Source organism: Lacinutrix iliipiscaria (assembly GCF_042686125.1).
Lineage (GTDB): Bacteria > Bacteroidota > Bacteroidia > Flavobacteriales > Flavobacteriaceae > Oceanihabitans > Oceanihabitans iliipiscarium.
Window position 1 is genome coordinate 416,209 of the sequence record NZ_JBHUOV010000001.1, and the last position, 21,726, is coordinate 437,934.

Sequence of the window (21,726 nt, forward strand, 5' to 3'; positions counted from 1 at the left end):
ATGATTCAAATTGAACAGATTTCTAAAAAATATAAAACTGCTGAAAATTATTCGGTATCTAATTTAGATTTGTTCATTGCTGAAAATGAAATCTTCGGTTTGCTTGGTCCTAATGGTGCTGGAAAAACAACCTTGATTTCACTACTCTGTTCACTAATAAAACCTACATCTGGATCTTTCTCAATTGATGGATTGACCTATCAAAAAAATAAAAACCAACTCAAACAACTTATTGGAATAGTTCCACAAGAGTATGCGCTTTACCCTACCTTAACTGCTTTTGAAAATTTAAGCTATTTTGGAAGTATGTATGGTTTAAAAGGAAAAAGTCTTGAAACAAAAATCAATTCAGCTTTAGAGCATTTAGGACTACTCGCTTTTGCCAACAAAAACATTGAAACCTTTTCTGGAGGTATGAAACGTCGTATCAATTTAATTGCAAGTATTTTACACGAACCTAAAGTCTTGTTTTTAGACGAACCAACCGTTGGTGTCGATGTTCAATCTAAAAATGTTATTATTGAGTTTCTTCAAGACTTAAATAAAAAAGGAACGACAATTATTTACACTTCGCACCATCTAAATGAAGCCGAATCTTTTTGCACAAAAGTAGCCATTATAGATCATGGCAAACTCATAATTGAAGGAAAGCCTCATGAACTTATAAGTAATTACAAAGAGGCTCATAATCTAGAAGATGTGTTTTTAAGTTTAACTGGAAAAGGCCTTAGAGATCATGCATAAACTTTGGGCTTCTACATATAAAGAATTTTTATTACTCACTAGAGATATTGGCGGTATTGCTATTCTTTTTGTCATGCCTTTGGTTTTAATTATCACGATTACACTCATTCAAGACAGCACGTTTAAAACGGTTAGCGATGCTAAAATCCCTGTTTTATTAGTCAATAATGATAATGGAAATGTTTCAGAAACCATCCGAAAAGGATTAGAAGATTCTAATGCTTTTGAAGTGATTATAAATGACAATGAAAATGAAGCAAGAGATTTAGTATTCTCCGGAAAGTATCAACTCGCTATTATTATTCCTAAAAACCTGTCTTCAGATTTAGAACTAAAAGTCAATCAGAATGTAGAAGGTATTATCGCTAAATTTGGTTTAGAAGAGGAAGAAGAAACAACAATTATTGACATTCCTAAAAAGGAAGTTAAACTCTATTTTGATCCTGCGACACAGCTTTCCTTTAAATCATCAGTAAAAAATGGTATTGATAAAATGATTTCTAAAATTGAAACGCAATCCATTTACAAGGCCTTTCAAGCACAAATCACAGATGATCCTTCTGAAGCTATTTTTGAAACCGAAAATTTCATCAGCTTTAAAGAAATTATGCCCAAAAAAGATGAGGAAGAAATGATCCCGAATTCTGTACAACATAATGTTCCTGCATGGACTTTATTTGCTATATTTTTCATTATAGTGCCGCTTTCTATTAATATCGTTAAAGAAAAAAGTCAAGGAACGTTTGTAAGGTTACGTACTAATCCTGTGTCTTATGCAACCGTTTTAGGAGGGAAAACATTGGTTTATCTCGCTGTTTGTATTATTCAGTTTATTTTAATGTTAGCCATTGGTGTGTATGTTTTTCCAGCAATTGGCTTGCCTACTTTAGACGTTTCAGGGCGTTTGCCTTTACTCTTTATAGTGGCTATATTTGCTGGGCTTGCAGCGATAGGTCTAGGGTTATTACTCGGAACCATTGCAAAAACTCAAGAACAATCTGCTCCTTTTGGTGCAACTTTCGTGGTTATTTTAGCTGCGCTTGGTGGTGTTTGGGTTCCTGTTTTTATCATGCCAAAGTTCATGCAAACTTTATCAAATATTTCTCCAATGAATTGGGGATTAAATGCATTTTACGATGTATTTTTACGCCATTCAGGACTTTTAGAAATTCTCCCAGAAATAGGTTTACTATTTTTATTTTTTATAGTCACTACATTAATTGCTATTGTTTATAATGAAAAGAAAAATGCAGTCTAAATTAAATCGAATAGAACATACTAATCAAGTACGTGTGCGATTTGTAGAAACCGATCCTTTAGGGATTGTGTGGCATGGCAATTATATCCAATATTTTGAAGATGGTCGTGAGTCTTTTGGAAGAAAACATGGTATTTCCTATCTAGATCAAAAAGAACATGGCTATGCAACACCTATTGTAAAGTCAAGTACAAATCATAAATTGCCTTTACGTTATGGAGATGTTGCAACTATAAAAACAATATACATTGATAGTCCAGCTGCTAAAATGGTATTCCGCTATGAAATCTTTAACCAAAACAACCAGCTCGTATGTACTGGTGAAACTGTTCAGGTGTTTGTAGATCATATTGGCGATGGCGATTTATCATTAACCATTCCTGAATTTTTTATGGAATGGAAAAAAAATGTAGGCTTATTAGATGAGTAAAGTTTACGTTTCACATAACAATATTATGTCTTCATTAGGTTTTTCTAGTGACGCTGTTGTGAAACATATTCACAATGAAGTTTCAGGATTACAACATATAAACGACAACTCTATTCTACCTGAACCTTTTTATACTTCTTTAATTTCTACGGAAGACTTAAATTCTACCTTCAACTTTTTAAATCCAAAAGGCGATTATACACGTTTAGAACAGATGATGATTTCATCTTTAAGTCCTGTTATTGAAGCGTCAAATATAGGGTTAAATGAGCGTGTTGGACTTATTGTTTCAACTACAAAAGGGAATGTAGATGCTTTAGACGAAAATAATCCTTTTCATAAAGACAGAGCCTATTTAAGTCAGTTAGGTTATCAAATTAAAGAATTTTTCAGCTTTAAAAACGATGCCATCATAGTATCTAATGCCTGTGTTTCTGGCATTTTAGCTGTGGCTATTGCCAAACGATATATTCAACAAGGCATTTATGACCATGTGTTTATTACAAGCGGAGATGTAATTACAGAATTTATTTTGTCTGGATTTAATTCATTTCAAGCGTTAAGCCAAGAACCTTGTCGGCCTTATGATAAAAACCGAACAGGAATTAATATAGGTGAAGTTGCAGCAAGTGTTCTGGTAACTAAAGATTCTAACAATTTAGCTGATGAAGCCGTTACTGTTTTAGGCGAAGGGTCTTGTAATGATGCCAATCATATTTCTGGGCCTTCAAGAACTGGGGAAGGCTTATATAGAAGTATGCAATCTGCATTTCATCAAGCTGGTATATCTTCAGATGCAGTAGATTATATTTCTGCGCATGGAACAGCAACTCTATTTAACGACGAAATGGAAGCTATTGCCTTCAACAGAATGCAACTAAATCACGTTCCTCTGAATAGTCTTAAAGGTTATTTCGGACATAGTTTAGGGGCTTCTGGGTTAGTAGAAACTATTGTTGGCATGCACTCATTAAAAAATAATACTTTGTATAAATCGTTAGGTTTTGAAACACTAGGTGTAACTCAACCCATTAATGTGATTACAAAAACGACAACTCAACCATTACAAACATTTTTAAAAACAGCCTCTGGATTTGGAGGTTGTAATACAGCCATTTTATTTCAAAAAACAAATTAATATATGTCAACCCAAAACATTAAAGCTATAGACGCCATTCAAGAAGCACAAAAAATTGCTTTCGCGCCTTTTGTATTTCAAGCCGTTATTTCTTTACGTAAATTAGGTGTTTTCAGCCTTATTTTTGATAAACGAAAAAAAGGAGGAATAACCGCTAAAGCGATTGCAGATACATTAGAGATTAGCACTTATGGTGTTGGCGTATTATTAGAAATTGCCGAAACCTCTAATATCGTGTCAAAAAACGAAACTGGCCATTATGAAATTACAACTATTGGTTATTATTTAAATTATCACGAAACTGTAAATGTGAATATTAACTTTACAAATGAAGTTTGTTATAAAGGTTTATTTCATTTAGATGAAGCAATAAAAACGGGGAAACCTGCAGGTTTAAAAGAATTAGGTGATTGGAGTACAATATACGAGGGCTTATCTCAACTAACACCTTTACAACAAAAATCATGGTTTGAATTTGACCATCATTATTCTGATGATATTTTTAGCGAAGCTTTAGAGCTGGTCTTTAAAAAAGAACGAAAAACCATTTTTGACATTGGTGCCAATACTGGAAAATTTACCATTCAATGCTGTAAGTATAACGATGCTGTAAATATCACTATGATTGATCTTCCTGGACAACTTAACAAAGCTGTTGCTAATGTTAAAAAAGAAGGCTTTCAAGAACGCGTTAAAAGCCATGAAATTGATTGGTTATCAGAAAACCCACAAATACCTAGTGGTGCAGAAACTATTTGGATGTGTCAGTTTTTAGATTGCTTTTCTAAAGAAGAAATTCTTAAAGTGTTAAAAACATGTGTGAATTCAATGGATGAAAATTCAGAATTAATCATCATTGAAACTTTTACTGATCGACAAAAATTTGATAATGCTAAATTTATTTTAGAAGCGACTTCACTTTATTTCACTGTACTTGCTAATGGTAACTCTAAAATGTATAAAGCCACAGAATTTAAAGACATTGCTTCTGAAGCTGGGTTAGAAATTAAAGAAGATATTGCTGTTGGTGAATATCATACCATGTTTACCTTTAATAAAAAATAATGAATCCATCATATCACATAAAATCCTTTTGTAGCATAAAGAACAGTCAAGTGTCTTTGAATGGAAATGTGGTATTCGAAAGTAATACAGATTCATTTTCAGAATTTATAAAAGCAGCTTATAAAGATCAAAACACTAAATATCCTAAGTTTTTTAAAATGGATAATTTAAGTAAGCTTGCCTTTATTGCAGCAGATATTCTATTAAAAAATGAAAATATAGATTCAGAACAAGATCATAATATTGCTATAGTTTTTTCTAATAAATCTTCTAGTCTAAATACAGACAGAAAGCACCAAGAGTCTATTCAAAATAAAGAAAGCTACTATCCAAGTCCTGCCGTTTTTGTTTATACTTTACCTAATATTTGCATTGGTGAGATAAGTATAAAATATAAGCTGTATTCTGAGAATAGTTTTTTTATCTTTGACAACTTTAATGCTGAACATTTGTTAAACTATTCAAATAGTTTATTATCAACTAACAAAGCTAATCAAGTGCTTTGTGGTTGGGTAGAATTTGATAGTGAAAACAACTACGAAGCATTTTTATATTTAGTTGCTGAAGACGGCAAAATAAAACATAGTAAACAAGACATAATAACATTATATAATACATAATATGGACGCTTTAAAAAAAGAATTAAAAGAAAACATTATCGAGCAATTAAACCTTGAAGACATGTCTACAGATGATATCGCAAATGATGATATGCTTTTTGGTGATGGCCTAGGTTTAGATTCGATTGATGCTTTAGAACTTATCGTGATGTTAGATAAGAGTTATGGTATTAAATTAACAGACCCTAAAGAAGGGCGCGCTATTTTTGAGTCTATAGACACAATGGCTGCTTATATTACAGAACATAGAACTAAGTAAAATTCTTTAAAAAAACCTCTAAACTACGCTCGAGCAGACTTACATATTGTTAGGTCGAGCGCAGTCAAGACCTAATTTATATATGAGCAAAGGTGTTGCTATAACAGGAATGGGAATTATTTCTGCCATTGGAAACAATGTTGTAGAAAACTACCAGTCGCTTATAGATGGTAAAAAAGGAATCTCGCGTGTTTCTAAAATAAAAACCAATCATGTGAATGATATCATGGTTGGCGAAATTCATTTTACTAATCAGGAACTGGAGCAACAACTTGGTTTAACTTCAGATAATAATTATTCCAGAACAGCACTTCTTGGTGCTGTTGCTGCTAAAGAAGCTATAGCATCAGCTGGAATTATTAATATTAATGCTCACAAAACAGGGCTAATTTCTTCAACCAGCGTTGGAGGAATGGATATGACCGAACGCTATTATTACGATTATTTAGAAAATAAAGCCACTCAAAAATATATTGAAGGGCATCATGCTGGAGACTCTACTCAAAAAATCGCAGAGCAATTAGGTATTAAACAAAGCTTAGTTACAACAATAAGCACAGCATGCTCTTCTGCTGCCAATGCCATCATGCTAGGCGCACGCTTAATAAAATCTGGCCAATTAGATCGTGTGATTGTTGGTGGCGCAGACTGCCTATCAAAATTCACGATTAATGGTTTTAAAACCTTAATGATTTTATCTGATACCTATAACACGCCTTTTGATGAAAACCGAAAAGGGCTAAATCTTGGGGAAGCTGCTGCTTTTCTAGTTTTAGAATCTGATGCAGTCGTACAAGCCGAAAACAAAAACGTATTGGCCTATGTTAAAGGTTATGGAAACGCCAACGATGCACACCATCAAACAGCGTCTTCTGAAAATGGTGATGGTGCAACACTTGCTATGGAAAAAGCGTTAAAAGTAGCCAACTATTCCCCAACAGGCATTGATTATGTAAATGCTCACGGTACTGCAACTGGAAACAACGACTTGTCTGAAGGGCGTGCCATCATCAGAATTTTTGGTAATAATGTTCCTGATTTTAGCTCTACAAAAGCTTACACAGGCCACACCTTGGCTGCTGCAGGAGCGATTGAAGCTGTGTATTCTGTTTTAGCACTGCAACATAATGTGATTTATCCGAATCTGAATTTTAAAACGCAGATGAAAGAATTCAATATCACACCTCAACTCACACTTAAAGAAAAGCCATTACAAACCATTATGTCTAATTCATTTGGTTTTGGAGGGAATTGTTCAACCGTAATTTTTTCAAAAGAACAATAAATGAAAAAAGTATACATCAATAGCATTGCTTCAATTTCTGCTCAAAAAACATTTGACCATACAACGTTTTTAGATGAAATTATTGACCATGAAGCTCAGGTTATTAATGTCGTTAACCCTAATTATAAAGACTACATTCCTCCTGCTGCTGCACGACGTATGGCAAAAGGGATAAAAATGGGAGTTGTCGCCTCTAAAATGGCGTTGCAAGAATCTGGTTTAGATCAAGTAGATGCTATTATTACTGGAACTGGAATGGGTTGTGTGCGTGATTCAGAAAAATTTGTAAGTGCTATCATTGATAATGATGAACAGTACCTAACACCAACTTCTTTTATTCAATCGACTCATAATACCGTTGGCGGACAAATTGCTTTGGAGTTGCAATGTAAAGGCTATAATTTTACTTATGTACATGCAAGTAATTCTTTTGAATCTGCTTTGTTAGATGCCAAGCTTCAGTTAGAGTTGAATGAAGAAAATAATATTTTAATTGGTGGTGTTGATGAGTTAGGCGATCATACTGTAACCATTCATAAACTCATCAATCATATAAAACCTGAAGCTGTAAAAACTTCAGAATTATTAGAATCAAAAACAGAAGGTGCTGTTTTTGGTGAAGGTGCTAATTTCTTTGTCCTTTCTAATAAAAAACAGACTCATTCTTATGCAGAAATTGAAGCTGTTAAACTATTCAATACCTTATCAGAAAATAACGTTTCACAAGCTGCAACTCAATTTTTAAAAGATAATAACCTTGAGATAGATGATGTAGATCTACTTGTTCTTGGAAATAATGGCGATGTTAATTTTGACGCTTATTATCATACATTAAGCACAGGAATATTTAACAAGACCCAACAAGTTTATTATAAACATTTAAGCGGAGAGTTTAATACTGCCTCGTCTTTTGGTTTGTGGTTAGCTTCAAAAATATTAAAAACACAAACGCTTCCTGAAGTGGTTAAACTTAATCATTTACCTACATCAAATTTCAAAACCATTTTATTATACAATCAGTATCGTGGAGAAAATCATAGCTTCACGCTACTCAAACAATGCTAAATTTTAAAACTGTAAATGGTTTAGCTTTTCTTTCCTTTATAGGATTGCTAGTGGCTTATTTATTTTATAATTTATCTTTTAGTTATCTCATAATTATTTTTATTGCTTGGCTGCTTTTAACCATGGCTGGGTCGTCGTTTATTGGATGGAACTATCATTTTAAATCGTTAAACTCTAACCCTAAAACGCCAAAAAATCAGATTGCTATTACTTTTGATGATGGTCCGAATCCAGAATTTACACCTCGAGTTTTAAAGCTCTTAAAAACCTATAATGCAAAAGCTACCTTTTTCTGTATTGGAAAGCATATTGAAACCTATCCAAAGATTTTCAAAAGTATTCTAGCAGAAAATCATACTGTTGGAAATCATACGTATTCACATACCAATAGCTTCGGATTTTTAAGTACTAAAAAAGTCGTATCAGAATTACAACAAACGAATACCATTATTAAAAATCAAACTGGTTTAGACGCTCAACTTTACAGACCTGCTTTTGGAGTAACAAACCCAAGGATTAAACGTGCTCTAAAAATAACAGGCTTACAATCTATTGGCTGGAATAAACGTTCCTTAGATACTAGAAATTTAAGTAAAGAAATCATTCTAAAACGCATTACTAAAAATCTAAAAAAAGGTGATGTCATTTTACTACATGACACAAGCGAAAAAACTATTGCTGTTTTGGAACAGTTATTGTTATTTTTACAGCGTCAAAAGATAGAAGCTGTCACTATTGATACTCTATTTAATATAAAAGCGTATGCCTAAGATATTATATTTATTTCTGTTTCTTGTTTTTACTGCTCAAGCTCAAATTCAAATGAGCGATTCTGAGGCTTCAGCTTTAAAAATGAAAGTGAAAACTTTAGCAACTTCAACTCAAACTATTTCTAGTGATTTTGTGCAATTCAAACATTTAGACTTTTTAGATAATGATATTGAGACCTCTGGAAAATTAGCCTTTAAAGCACCTGATTTAGTAAAATGGGAATATGTAAAACCTTTTAAGTATTCTGTATTATTTAAAGATGAAAAATTATTTATCAATGATGAAGGCCACAAAAGCGACATTGATATTGGCTCGAATAAAATGTTCAAACAACTTAATAAGCTCATCATTAGCAGTGTAAAAGGTGATATGTTTGATGAGGATGAATTCATTATAGAATACTTTAAAAAGGAAAACAATAGCTTAGTGTATTTTAGTCCAAAAGACGAAAAATTTTCAAAATACATTAAAACATTTCACATTACATTTAATTCGAGAGGTGATGTAATTGAAGTAAAAATGATTGAGCCTTCAGCAGATTACACCAAAATTGTATTTACAAACAAAGTCTTAAATCAACCCATTGATGAAACTGTTTTTACGCATTAGTGTTTGTCTTTTGGTTTTTGGTTGTGCAACTTATCCTTCAAAAAACAACTTTCAAAATGTAGATACTTTAAGTGCTATTCAAAATCCTTATTTTGCAAATCCAAACCAAGATTATGTATATAAAGCAACTATTGAAGTTTATGACCATACGTTTGGCGGTCTTTTAATTATAAAGAAACTAGAAGATCAAGAGCATCGTATTGTTTTTACAACCGAAATGGGAAACAAACTTTTTGATTTCTCTTTTAATAAAAAAGCATTTAACGTCAACTATATTTTAGATGACCTCAACAAAAAAATACTCATTAACATTTTAAAGAAAGACTTTAGGGTGTTGATTACCGAAAATCTAACACCAAAAAAAGCCTATACTTTTAATAATGAAGTTGTTAAAAAAACTGTATTAGATAAGAAAACATATTATTATTTTGAAAGTCCAGAATTAAGCAAAATTATTAGAGCCAATAACGGAAAAGAAAAAGTAAGGTTTTTGTTTACAGAAATAAATGATAATATTGCACAACGAATAGAGATTAATCACTCTAATATTAAGCTTAAAATTAATTTAAAATCCATTAAATGAAAAATAAACTTTTAGTCTTAGCTTGTCTCATTTTAACGACAACGGTGTTTTCACAAGTGAGTGTTAGCCCAGGAATTAAAGCAGGATTAAATCTAGCTAATCTTTCAAATGTTGATGATACATCTGCTAAATTAGGTCTTCAAGGTGGTTTATTTGTAAATTTACACTTGGCTAATTTTTATGAGCTACAAATAGAAACCACATATTCTAATCAAGGAACAACTTTTAACGAAGTTACTTATGACAATGGTTTTGATCCAATAATTATATTGGAGGAAGAAGATTTAGATTTAGAATATGTAAGTTTAAACCTTGCTAATAAATTTTTCCCAGTTAAAAACATTGGCTTAAATTTAATTGTTGGTCCAAGTATCGATATTCTTATTAATTCAAATGACTACGACGATATTATCCCAATCGATTTTTCGTTATTTGGAGGTATTGGCTATGATTTCCCATTTGGTTTAGGGCTAGACCTAAGATATAAACAAGGACTCATTGATGTAAGAGAAGATTTCTTTGATGATTACGATGAAGATGAAAACGACTTTTATAATAGTGATAGTGTTTTAAATGGTGTGATTCAATTTAGTGTTTCTTATAAATTTGATTTTTCTAAATAAACAAAGCCATGCAATTAAAAGACTTCTATTCATTAAATGATTTAGCTGTAACAGAAAATTTGGCAACAGCTCAAATTACTATTAATAAAGATCATGAGATTTTTAAAGGCCATTTTCCTGGAAATCCTGTAACGCCTGGTGTTTGCATGATGCAAATTATTAAAGAATTAACTGAAGAAATTGTCGGTCAAAAACTAATGATGCAATCTTCTAGCAATATCAAATTCATGGCTATTATTAATCCAGAAAAAACACCTAACTTAGAGTTGAATTTAGATATTGCAAAAACAGATGAAGGCTATAAAGTTAAAAATAGCACTACATTTGAAGATACAGTGGCGTTAAAATTGACCACAAATTTTACAATTAAATAAAAGAATTATTATGAGATTTTTAATTATAATTTTAAGTGTTTTTAGCCTAAACACACAATCATTAAATTTTGATGCCGTAAGAGATGCGTATAAAGTTGCCGCTAATGATAAAACAAAAGTAGAATCGTTTCATAAACTATTATCAAAAGTCAACAAAGAAGATAATGCTGTACTTATTGCATATAAAGGCGCATCAATAGCTTTGTTAGCTAAACATGCAAAAACTATAAAAGAAAAGAAAGAAGGTTTCATTGAAGGCGTTTCGTTTATAGAATATGCTATTGAAAAATCACCAGATATTATTGAAGTGCGTTTTGTAAGATTAAGCATTCAAGAAAATTCGCCTAAACTTTTAAAATACAAAAGCAACTTAGAAGAAGACAAACAATTTCTTTTAGCTCAATTTAAAAACATCAAATTTCCACATTTAAAAAATCATATTAAAGACTATATTTCACAATCTAAAGTCTTTACAGATGAAGAAAAATCAGTAATTTTGGGCTCATAAGAAGAAAACTATTTCTTGAGTGAGTAAAGCGCTATTAATCAACAAAATAAAAGAATTAAAAATTTGTGTGTTAATTCCAACATACAACAATGAACGCACCTTAAAACGTGTGGTTGATGGTGTTTTGGAATATACCAATGACATCATTATTATAAATGATGGTTCTACAGATTCTACAGCTCAAATCCTCAAAGAGTATTCATCATTAGAACATATTCTTGTTCCTCAAAACAAAGGAAAAGGAAATGCCTTACGTGTTGGTTTTAAAAAAGCAACCGAATTAAGATATGACTTTGCCATTACTATAGATTCTGATGGACAGCATTTTCCTGAAGACATTAACACGTTTGTTGAAGCACTCGAACATGCCGAAAACAAAAACCTTTTGCTTATTGGTGCACGTAATATGAATCAAGAAGGTGTGCCTGGAAAAAGTAGTTTTGGAAATAAATTCTCTAATTTTTGGTTTTGGTTTGAAACTGGAATTAAACTCACAGATACACAATCTGGATTTAGATTGTATCCTTTAAAAGCTCTTGAAAAGCTAAAATTTTATACTCAAAAATTCGAATTTGAAATTGAAGTTATTGTAAAAGCAGCTTGGAATGATGTTGTGGTTGAAAATGTTCCTATTCAGGTTTTATATGATGAAAACGAACGCGTGTCTCATTTCAGACCTTTTAAAGATTTTACAAGAATTAGCATTTTAAATATCTGCTTAGTTTTTTTAACGCTCTTCTATATTAAGCCGCGAAATCTTTATAGAAAGTTTAAAAAAAAAGGGGTTAAACGTTTTTTTATTGAAGACTTTTTAGGCAGCCAAGATTCGCCAACTAAAAAGGCTTTATCTATTGCTTTAGGTGTGCTTATTGGACTTTCGCCTTTTTGGGGATTTCATACACTCATTGTTATTTTTCTAGCCATAGTCTTAAACCTAAATAAGGCCATTGCCTTTGCTTTTTCTAATGTTAGCTTGCCTCCTTTTATTCCGTTTGTTCTCTATGCAAGCTCTAAAGTTGGTCAGTTTGTTTTAGGTGTTAATTATAATTATACCTTAGACACTTTTAAGAATAACTTTGAAGTTTCAGACCATTTAAAAACTTACATTATTGGTAGCTTTACTTTAGCTGTTACTTGTGCTATATTATTTGGTGTTTTAGGGTTTTTATTCTTCTCTATTTTTGAAAAAAAGAAAACAGCGCTCCACAATGGATAAGCTGTTTTTTAACATATACAAGCGTTTTTCAACACAAAAACCTCTAGGTTTTGGCTTATTATTAGCCGCTATTATTGGATTGTTTTTTCTAGCTTCTAATATTGAGTTTGAAGAAGACATCTCAAAACTCATTCCTCAAACCGAGAAGTCTTCTGAAGCTCAAAAAGTGTTGAAACAAGTTAATTTTGCCGACAAGATTATAGTTAACATCAAACGTCAGGATCATGGAACCGTTGATGATTTAACACAATTTGCTACCCTATTTATTGATAGTATCACTAAAACTTCTAAAGATTACATTAAGCATATTCAAGGTCATGTTGAAGATGAAGATGTGCTTAACACCCTAAACTTTGTTTATAATAACCTTCCTCTTTTTCTAGATGAAAGTGATTATCAAACCATAAGCAACAAGCTTCATAAAGACAGTATTCAGGAATTAACAAACACCAATTATAAAACTCTAGTTTCACCATCTGGTTTTATTGCTAAAGAAACCATCTTAAAAGATCCTTTAGGTTTGTCTTTTATAGCTTTAAAAAAATTACAAGAATTAAGCTTTGGCGATGACTTTGTTCTACATAATGGGTTTTTATTGAGTAAAGACAAGAACAATATTCTACTTTTCATCACTCCAACTTTTGAATCTAGTGAAACGGATCAAAACACTACGTTTGCAAATGATCTTTACGCTTTACAAGACCAGTTAAATGACACGTTTAAAACTAAAGCTTCTTGTGAATATTTTGGAGGAGCGCTCATTGCAGTTGCAAATGCCAATCAAATAAAGCAAGATATTCAATTAACGGTAAGTATTGCCATGACGGTTTTGCTAATCATCTTAATTCTCTTTTATAAAAAATTAAGTGTCCCAATTATTTTGTTTATTCCAACAGCTTTTGGTGCATTGCTTGCTGTGTCTTTATTGTTTTTAATACGTACAAAAATATCAGCCATCTCTTTAGGCATTGGTTCTGTATTACTTGGCGTTACTTTAGATTATGCATTACATATTCTTACACATATAAGAAGCAACAACAACGCAGAAGCTTTATATAAAGAAATTACTAAACCAATCTTAATGAGTAGTTTAACGACTGCTTTAGCCTTTTTGTGCTTGTTGTTTTTAAAATCGCAAGCCTTACAAGATTTGGGTATTTTTGCTGCTATAAGTGTCTTAAGTGCTTCCGTCTTTGCACTCCTTTTTATTCCACAAGTCTATCGTGTGAAAACTAAAATAAGGACAAAGAAAACCATTATTGATCGCATGGCAGAGTATCCTATGCATAAAAAGAAATGGAGTCTGATAGCTCTTGTTATTCTTTTAGGCATTAGTGCATTTACATATAATAAGGTTACTTTTAACAATGATTTAAACCAACTTAATTATCAGCCTCAAGTTCTTATGGAAGCTCAAAAGCGACTAGACGCTTTAACCAACCTGTCTTCTAAATCGGTTTATCTTGCTGCATACGGTAATTCTAAACAAGAGGCTTTACAAGTTAATGATGCCATTCATCCATTGCTTGAAGGTCTTCTACATAAAAACAAAATTATTGATTTTAGTTCTATTGGCTCTTTGATACAATCTCAAGTCCTTCAAAAGGAAAAGATTAAGTCCTGGAATACGTTCTGGTCTTCAGAAAACAAAGCAGCCACAAAGCAAAACCTTATCTCAAGCGGTCAAACACTTGGCTTTAAGTCAACAACATTTAATCGTTTTTATGATTTGCTTGATGCTGAATTTAAGCCATTATCTATTGAAGATTTTAAAGCGTTAAAAACAATTTCTACTAATGACTACATTACGTCTAAAGACGACTTTACGACAGTTACGACTTTAGTCAAAGTACAAGATGAGAATGTTGAACAGTTGGTTGATACATTTAAAGACTTTAAACAAACGATAGTTGTTGACAGAAAGCACATGAACGAAACCTTTCTAGGCAATCTTAAAACCGATTTTAATCGCTTGGTGTTATATTCTTCTATCGTCGTTTTTATATTGCTACTCTTCTTTTATAGAAGTTTTTCACTTACTATAGTGACTGCGATTCCTATTGCATTAACATGGTTGCTTACTATTGGTCTTATGGGCTTATTTGGTATTCAATTTAATATTTTTAACATTATTATTTCTACCTTCATTTTTGGCTTAGGTATTGATTATTGCATCTTTATAACCAATGGGCTTTTACACGAATACAGAACAGGCGAACGTGCTTTACCAACTCATAAAACCTCTATAATTCTTTCAGTAATTACAACAATACTAGGTGTTGGTGTGCTCATTTTTGCTAAGCATCCAGCATTATATTCCATCTCTTTAGTGTCCATTATTGGTATATTATCTGCATTAATCATTGCCTTTAGTTTTCAACCGTTACTTTTTAGATTATTTATTGGTAGTCAAACGAAACGACCAATAACCTTTCGTTTGTTTGTGCATTCTGTACTTTCTTTTGGTTACTATGGTCTTGGTGGATTTTTGTTGTCATTAATAAGTGTAATACTAATTCCAATTATACCTATCTCTAAAAAAATAAAAATGTCTTGGTTTCATAAAATCCTTTCGAAGTTTATGAAATCGGTTTTATACACTAATCCCTTTGTAGAAAAAAGGATTATAAACCCTAACAATGAAACCTTTAAAAAACAAGCCATTATCATTTCTAATCATACCTCCTTTCTAGATATTTTAGCTATAGGAATGCTACATCCTAAAATTATTTTCTTAGTCAATGATTGGGTGTACAACTCTCCAATTTTTGGTAAAGCAGTAAAATTAGCTGGCTTTTATCCTGTAACAAGTGGTATAGAAAATGGGTTGTCGCATTTACAGAAAAAAGTAGATCAAGGTTATTCGTTAATGGCTTTCCCAGAAGGTACACGTTCAAATACAAATAAAATGAAACGCTTCCACAAAGGTGCTTTTTATTTAGCCGAACAACTAAAACTTGATATTGTTCCTGTACTTATTCATGGTAATTCTGAAGTTTTACCAAAAGGGAGTTTCATTATTAAAAACGGAAGCATTACTTTAAAAATATTAGACCGCATTCCTTTTGAGGATATAAGTTTTGGAGGAAACTCAAGAGAAAAAACAAAAGGGATTAGTAAACATTTTAAAGAAGAATTTAATGTGTTGCGTCATGCCATTGAAACCGATACTTATTTTCATCGTATCGTTCTAGAAGAGTATCGATATAAAGGTGATGCATTATATAAAAAGGTGAAAACAGATTTAAAAAGTAATGCTGAAAATTATAAAATTGTTCTTGACACTATTGATGAAAAAGATAGTATTGTTCATCTTTCAAAAGACTCTGGACAACTCGATTTCCTTTTAGCCTTAGACCAACCAAGCAGAAAACTGTTTACCTATATTGAGGACGAACATAAACGTGATATTGCAAAAAACAGTTATATCACGAATACACATTATAAAATTTCTTTTGGAAATTCTGCTGAAGAAACTCTAAAAAATCAAACTAATGTTGCTATTATTAATTCTGATTGTCTAGAAGAAAATCAATTAAAAAATATTGCTAATACTGTAAATCTTTTTATCTTATTAAAAGAAAGCCGACATTTATATGCTGAAGCTATAAAAGCATTAGGTTTCAAAATTATTAGTGAAAATAAAACTCTAATTATCTTAAAAAAATAAAATCTTGAAATACAAAGAACATTATGATGTTGTTATTGTTGGAAGTGGTTTAGCTGGATTGGTTTCGGGAATCATTCTTGCTAAAGAAGGTAAAAGTGTTTGTGTACTTGAAAAAAACAATCAATATGGAGGAAACCTGCAAACCTTTGTGCGCAACAAAACCATTTTTGATACAGGAGTACATTATATTGGTGGTTTAAGTGAAGGGCAAAATCTGCATCAATACTTTAAATATATCGACATATTAAAAGGTCTTAATTTTCATAAAATGGATGAAGACGGATTTGATATTATTTCTTTTGATAATGACCCTAAAGAGTATAGACATGCTCAAGGCTATGATAATTTCATAAAAAATTTATTAGAAGATTTCCCTGAAGAAGAAGAAGGTATTCGGATGTATTGCGAAAAGCTGCAAGAAACTTGTAAAAAGTTTCCATTATACTCACTTCAAAAAGGAAAACCTTATTATGATGATGCTGAAATTTTTCAGCTTCCCGCTAAAGAATTCATCAACTCATTTACTAAAAACAAAAAACTACAAGCTGTCTTAGCTGGTTCGAACTACCTGTATGCAGGAGATAAAAACCGAACGCCATTTTTTGTTCATGCTTTGTCAACCAACTCTTATATTCAAAGCTCTTATCGATGTATTAATGGTGGAAGCCAAATTACAAAAGTCCTTATCAGGCGTTTAAAAGAACAAAACGGAGAAACTTATAACCATCACGAAGTTTCAAAATTTAATTTTGAAGATGGTAAAATTTGTTCTGTAACAACAACAAAAGGTATAGAAATAAAAGGCGATTTATTTATTTCTAATATTGAACCCAAACTAACTATAAAAATGGTTGGTGAAGATAAATTTAGAAAATCATATACCAATCGAATTGAAAAAATTGAAAGTACCATTGCAGCTTTCACCTTATATATTGTACTAAAACCAAATTCATTTAAATACAAGAATAAAAATTACTACCATTTTAAAGATCCTAATAAAGTATGGGATTCTCATCATTACACACAAGAAAGTTGGCCAGAAGGTTATATGATGTCTATGGGAATTAAGAAGAATTCTAATGGTTATGGCGATAGTATTGCAGTCATGACTTACATGCGTTATGATGAAGTTGAACCTTGGGAAGATACGTTTAATACTGTAGCTCATAAAAATGAACGCGGACAAACCTACGAGCAATTTAAAACTGAAAAAGCAGAAATTCTTATTGATGAACTCGAGAAGAAATTTCCAAATTTAAGAGATTGTATTGAAGCTTATTATACCTCTACACCACTTTCTTATAGAGATTATATTGGTAGTAATCGTGGCTCAATGTATGCATATGTTAAAGATGTTAATAAGCCTTTGCATTCGCATTTATCTCCTAAAACGAAAATAAAAAACCTGTATTTTACTGGTCAGAGTTTAAATATGCATGGCATTTTAGGGGTGACTATTAGCGCTATTATTACCTGTTCTGAAATTCTTGGTAAAGACTATTTGTTGGATAAAATTTTAGAATCTAATAAACATGAAGTTCAATAAACGATGTAATAATGGGACAATTTAAACTAACAAACATTGAACGTGTTAAAGACATTACAAAAGAAGATTTTGTAAAAAATTACTACAAACCTCAACGTCCTGTTTTAATCGAAAATTTGACAAAAGACTGGGACGCTTATGATAAATGGAATTTAGATTACATTCAATCTCTAGCCGAAGACCAAGTGGTTCCATTATACAATAATCAAGAAACAAAAGGAAAGCAAAAATCTGCTGAGCCAGCAACACACATGAAACTGTATGATTATATCGAAATCTTAAAAACTCAGCCAACAGATTTGCGTATTTTCTTTTATGACATGATGAAAAAAATGCCTGTTTTAGCTAAAGATTTTAAATATCCAGATATTGGTATGAAGTTTTTTAAACGCTTACCTGTTCTGTTCTTTGGAAGCAAAGGCTCTCAAGTATTAGCACACTACGATATGGATTTAGCAGATTTAGTACATGTTCATTTTCATGGTACTAAACGGGTTACACTTTTTTCACCTGAACAAACCAAATTTTTATATAGAATCCCTTTTGCTGTCCATAATTTAGAAGCTATCGACATGACTAATCCAGATTTTGAAAAATATCCTGCATTAAAACACGTTGAAGCTATTCAAGTAGAAATGAAACATGGCGAAGCACTTTACATGCCTAGTGGTTATTGGCACTTTGTTGAATATTTAGATGGCGGATTTTCTATGACTTTAAGAGCCTTTTCTAAAAAACCAAAAATTGCACTAAACATGCTATATAATGTGTTTTTTATGCGCCATTTTGAAAACTTTATGCGCAAAAGAAAAGGACAAAAATGGATAGATTACAAAAACAGATTAGCCATTAAAAAAACGAATAAAACTTTAAAAAAGATTAAATAATATGATATTAAATTGGTCTTTCCTAAAACAGCACTTTTATATCCTTATACTTTTTTTAGTATTATCCTCTTGTGGCATATCAAAATCTATAAATGATATTCCAGATGTAAGCACTTATGATGCCTCTATTTCTGAAAGAATAACCATTAACGATTCAACCTTTACTTCAGGAACAAATAGTTTTTCAAAAAATAAATATGGCGCTTATGAATTATATGTTGAAGGCAATCCGTATCAACTCGGATTAAACACAGGGCTTCTAACTCAAGAATTATTCAAAACTCAAGAACATGCTTTTTTGAGTAAAGTGGATGAATTAGTCCCTTCAAAATTTAAGCAGTATTTACTCCGAAAAGTTTTAGCCTTTTATAATCGGAAAATGTATTTACATATTCCTGAAGAATACAAGGCAGAAATTTATGGGCTCTCAAAATATGCTTCAAACGATTACAACCATATCGCCGAAAATTATCTGCGTGTCTTATACCTTCATGGTGCTCATGATATTGGTCATGCTTTACAAGATTTAGCTTTAGTTGGGTGTTCTTCATTTGCTGCTTGGGGAAATAAAACCGAAGATGGTCAACTTCTTATTGGTCGTAATTTTGACTTCTATGCTGGAGATGATTTTGCGAAAAATAAAATCATTGCTTTTGTGAATCCAACCGAAGGTTACAAATTTATGTCAGTCACTTGGGCAGGAATGGTTGGTGTGGTTTCTGGTATGAATGAACACGGATTAACCGTAACTATAAATGCTGGAAAATCTAAAATCCCATTCATTGCCAAAACACCTATTTCCATTTTAACACGTGAAATTTTACAATATGCTTCTACTATTGATGAGGCCATTGCCATTGCTAAAAAACGACAGGTTTTTGTGTCTGAATCCATTTTTATTGGAAGCGCTCTAGACAAAAAAGCAATTACAATTGAAGTGTCTCCTAAGAATTTCGGTGTTTATGAAGTTGAAAATACAAATCAACTCATTTGCTCCAATCACTTTCAAAGTGAGGCTTATGCAGATGATGAAAACAATATAAAACATAAAGCCGAAAGTCATTCGCAATATCGTTATGAACGCATGGAAGAGTTGATTGCAGCCTCTGAAAAATTAACCGTTCAAGGCGCAGTAGATATCTTAAGAAACAAGGAAGGGTTAAATGACAAAGCCATTGGTTATGGTAATGAAAAAGCACTAAACCAATTAAGAGCACATCATGGTATTGTCTTTAAACCTGAAGAACACCAAGTTTGGGTGTCCTCAAACCCTTATCAATTAGGAGAATTCGTAGCTTATGATTTAGATGATGTTTTTAAAGACTCTGCTTCAAAAACAAATCTCTCCAAACCACAGCTCACTATTGAAGCTGATGATTTTAAATACTCACAAGCTTATCAAGATTATGAAACCTATCGTATACTAAGTCGAACACTTCAAGATGCGATAAGTAATGACACACATCTGATTCCAATAACGATTTCAGAAATCCAAAAATTGAATCCTGACTATTGGGAAGTTTACTATTTAGTTGGTAAATACTATTTTGAAAAAGGCTATTATACTGCAGCTTTAAACGCTTTTGAAACGGCAAACACGAAAGAAATTACAACCGTTCCCGATCAACGCGAAATCAATTCGTATATTAAAAAATTAAAAAGGAAATTAAATTTATGATTCCTAAAATAGAACACGCATCAACTCAAGATATAAAAACATTTCAAGAGGAAAAACTACGCGAATTATTAACGTATTTAAATCAGCATTCAACATATTATAAACGTGTGTTTACTGAGCATCATATTGATATTAATACGATTAAATCTATTGAAGATTTAACTAAAATTCCTACCACAACTAAAGATCAGTTACAACAATATAATGATGATTTTTTATGTGTTCCGAAAAATAAAATTATTGATTATGTGACCACTTCTGGCACCTTAGGCGACCCTGTAACTTTTGCATTAACAGATAATGATCTAGAGCGCTTAGCCTATAATGAAGCTATTTCTTTTGCTTGTGCTGGTGTAAAAGAAGATGATGTGTTACAACTCATGACAACCATAGACCGACGATTTATGGCTGGATTGGCCTATTTTCTTGGAGTTAGAAAATTAGGCGCCGGAATTATTCGTGTTGGTGCTGGAATTCCTGAATTACAATGGGATTCTATATTAAAGTTTAAGCCAAGTTATTTAATTGCTGTGCCTTCATTTTTATTGAAGCTAATAGAATATGCTGAACAACATAATATTGATATAAATACCTCTGGAGTTAAAGGCGCTATTTGTATTGGTGAACCTTTACGAGAACAGGATTTTTCGTTGAATACATTATCCCAAAAGATAAAATCTAAGTGGAATATTGAATTATTTTCTACTTACGCTTCTACAGAAATGAATACTGCATTTACTGAATGTGAAGCACAACAAGGCGGACATCATCATCCTGAGTTGATTATTGTTGAAATTTTAGACGATCAGAATAATCCTATTCCTGATGGTGATGTTGGTGAATTAACAATTACCACTCTTGGTGTTGAAGGGATGCCTCTATTACGTTTTAAAACTGGTGACATGGTAAAAGCGCATCGCGATAAGTGTAGTTGTGGTCGTAACACCTTACGTTTAGGACCAGTTGTAGGGCGAAAAAAACAAATGATAAAATATAAAGGCACAACGTTGTATCCACCAGCAATGAATAATATTCTAAATGATTTTAATGAGGTTGAGCTTTATATCATTGAAATCTCTAAAAACAGTATTGGAACTGATGAAATTCTTATTAAAATTGCTGCAACAACACCTACAGAAAAATTATTATTACGTATAAAAGACCATTTTAGAGCAAAACTTCGTGTAGCTCCAAAAATTGAGTTTCATGACAAGAAAGTAATTCAAAAAATACAATTTCCAATCATGAGTAGAAAACCTATTAACGTAATTGATAAGAGAAAAACAGAATAAAAAATTAGACTTACTTATTCATCTTTATTCTTTTTTTAATCTAGGATTCAATAAAGAATAAAGTAAACTTAAATTTTTAACGTATCTTTATACGTATAATTCTTC

The 21,726-nt window shown here is 31.8% G+C and carries 21 protein-coding genes; all 21 read left to right on the forward strand.

Annotation, left to right across the window (positions count from 1 at the left end; genetic code table 11):
• The 21 genes from ACFS5M_RS01820 (at window position 1) to ACFS5M_RS01920 (ending at window position 21,621) form a co-directional block, all read left to right on the forward strand.
• A complete protein-coding gene (locus ACFS5M_RS01820) occupies window positions 1-744 on the forward strand; it encodes an ABC transporter ATP-binding protein (RefSeq protein WP_183484956.1) in 744 nt (247 codons plus the stop codon).
• Entirely contained in the window at window positions 737-2,002 is a 1,266-nt protein-coding gene (locus ACFS5M_RS01825) for an ABC transporter permease (RefSeq protein WP_183484959.1), read from the forward strand. Before ACFS5M_RS01820 ends, ACFS5M_RS01825 begins: the two co-directional genes overlap by 8 nt.
• Window positions 1,980-2,432: an acyl-CoA thioesterase gene (locus ACFS5M_RS01830; RefSeq protein ID WP_183484962.1), complete on the forward strand. Its 453-nt coding sequence runs from the start codon at window positions 1,980-1,982 to the stop codon at window positions 2,430-2,432. Before ACFS5M_RS01825 ends, ACFS5M_RS01830 begins: the two co-directional genes overlap by 23 nt.
• Complete coding sequence (locus tag ACFS5M_RS01835) at window positions 2,425-3,570, forward strand: beta-ketoacyl-[acyl-carrier-protein] synthase family protein (RefSeq protein ID WP_183484965.1); 1,146 nt, start codon at window positions 2,425-2,427, stop codon at window positions 3,568-3,570. Before ACFS5M_RS01830 ends, ACFS5M_RS01835 begins: the two co-directional genes overlap by 8 nt.
• A gap of 3 nt (window positions 3,571-3,573) precedes the next feature.
• Window positions 3,574-4,635: a methyltransferase gene (locus tag ACFS5M_RS01840; protein ID WP_183484968.1), complete on the forward strand. Its 1,062-nt coding sequence runs from the start codon at window positions 3,574-3,576 to the stop codon at window positions 4,633-4,635.
• Window positions 4,635-5,255, forward strand: a complete 621-nt coding sequence (locus tag ACFS5M_RS01845; protein ID WP_183484970.1) for a 3-oxoacyl-ACP synthase — start codon at window positions 4,635-4,637, stop codon at window positions 5,253-5,255. The genes ACFS5M_RS01840 and ACFS5M_RS01845 overlap by 1 nt, the downstream gene beginning before the upstream one ends.
• Before the next feature lies 1 nt (window position 5,256).
• Window positions 5,257-5,514 (forward strand): phosphopantetheine-binding protein, encoded by a 258-nt coding sequence (locus tag ACFS5M_RS01850; RefSeq protein ID WP_183484973.1) that lies wholly within the window; start codon window positions 5,257-5,259, stop codon window positions 5,512-5,514.
• 82 nt (window positions 5,515-5,596) lie between these two features.
• Window positions 5,597-6,799 carry a beta-ketoacyl-[acyl-carrier-protein] synthase family protein gene (locus ACFS5M_RS01855; RefSeq protein WP_183484976.1) on the forward strand — a complete coding sequence of 401 codons (1,203 nt, stop codon included), beginning with the start codon at window positions 5,597-5,599 and terminating at the stop codon, window positions 6,797-6,799.
• The gene (locus ACFS5M_RS01860; protein WP_183484979.1) at window positions 6,800-7,864 is read left to right on the forward strand and encodes a beta-ketoacyl synthase N-terminal-like domain-containing protein; all 1,065 of its coding nucleotides are present in this window, start codon (window positions 6,800-6,802) and stop codon (window positions 7,862-7,864) included. It abuts the gene before it with no gap.
• Complete coding sequence (locus ACFS5M_RS01865; protein ID WP_183484982.1) at window positions 7,858-8,634, forward strand: polysaccharide deacetylase family protein; 777 nt, start codon at window positions 7,858-7,860, stop codon at window positions 8,632-8,634. Before ACFS5M_RS01860 ends, ACFS5M_RS01865 begins: the two co-directional genes overlap by 7 nt.
• A complete protein-coding gene (locus ACFS5M_RS01870; protein WP_379897706.1) occupies window positions 8,627-9,244 on the forward strand; it encodes a LolA family protein in 618 nt (205 codons plus the stop codon). The genes ACFS5M_RS01865 and ACFS5M_RS01870 overlap by 8 nt, the downstream gene beginning before the upstream one ends.
• Window positions 9,222-9,827, forward strand: coding sequence for a hypothetical protein (locus ACFS5M_RS01875; RefSeq protein ID WP_183484985.1), 606 nt, complete (start codon window positions 9,222-9,224; stop codon window positions 9,825-9,827). Before ACFS5M_RS01870 ends, ACFS5M_RS01875 begins: the two co-directional genes overlap by 23 nt.
• Window positions 9,824-10,450 carry a porin family protein gene (locus ACFS5M_RS01880; RefSeq protein ID WP_183484988.1) on the forward strand — a complete coding sequence of 209 codons (627 nt, stop codon included), beginning with the start codon at window positions 9,824-9,826 and terminating at the stop codon, window positions 10,448-10,450. The genes ACFS5M_RS01875 and ACFS5M_RS01880 overlap by 4 nt, the downstream gene beginning before the upstream one ends.
• An 8-nt stretch (window positions 10,451-10,458) precedes the next feature.
• Window positions 10,459-10,824: a 3-hydroxyacyl-ACP dehydratase gene (locus tag ACFS5M_RS01885; protein ID WP_183484991.1), complete on the forward strand. Its 366-nt coding sequence runs from the start codon at window positions 10,459-10,461 to the stop codon at window positions 10,822-10,824.
• A gap of 10 nt (window positions 10,825-10,834) precedes the next feature.
• Window positions 10,835-11,332, forward strand: a complete 498-nt coding sequence (locus ACFS5M_RS01890) for a hypothetical protein (protein ID WP_183484994.1) — start codon at window positions 10,835-10,837, stop codon at window positions 11,330-11,332.
• A 19-nt stretch (window positions 11,333-11,351) separates the two neighbouring features.
• The gene (locus tag ACFS5M_RS01895; protein WP_183484997.1) at window positions 11,352-12,548 is read left to right on the forward strand and encodes a DUF2062 domain-containing protein; all 1,197 of its coding nucleotides are present in this window, start codon (window positions 11,352-11,354) and stop codon (window positions 12,546-12,548) included.
• Window positions 12,541-16,218 (forward strand): MMPL family transporter, encoded by a 3,678-nt coding sequence (locus ACFS5M_RS01900; RefSeq protein ID WP_183484999.1) that lies wholly within the window; start codon window positions 12,541-12,543, stop codon window positions 16,216-16,218. The genes ACFS5M_RS01895 and ACFS5M_RS01900 overlap by 8 nt, the downstream gene beginning before the upstream one ends.
• A gap of 4 nt (window positions 16,219-16,222) precedes the next feature.
• On the forward strand, window positions 16,223-17,764 hold the full coding sequence (locus ACFS5M_RS01905) for a phytoene desaturase family protein (protein WP_183485001.1): 1,542 nt from the start codon (window positions 16,223-16,225) through the stop codon (window positions 17,762-17,764).
• Window positions 17,765-17,775: 11 nt separating this feature from the next.
• Window positions 17,776-18,651, forward strand: coding sequence for a cupin-like domain-containing protein (locus ACFS5M_RS01910; RefSeq protein WP_183485004.1), 876 nt, complete (start codon window positions 17,776-17,778; stop codon window positions 18,649-18,651).
• A 1-nt stretch (window position 18,652) separates the two neighbouring features.
• On the forward strand, window positions 18,653-20,329 hold the full coding sequence (locus ACFS5M_RS01915) for a C45 family autoproteolytic acyltransferase/hydolase (protein WP_183485007.1): 1,677 nt from the start codon (window positions 18,653-18,655) through the stop codon (window positions 20,327-20,329).
• Window positions 20,326-21,621 carry a phenylacetate--CoA ligase family protein gene (locus tag ACFS5M_RS01920; RefSeq protein ID WP_183485010.1) on the forward strand — a complete coding sequence of 432 codons (1,296 nt, stop codon included), beginning with the start codon at window positions 20,326-20,328 and terminating at the stop codon, window positions 21,619-21,621. Before ACFS5M_RS01915 ends, ACFS5M_RS01920 begins: the two co-directional genes overlap by 4 nt.
• Window positions 21,622-21,726: the final 105 nt, after the last annotated feature.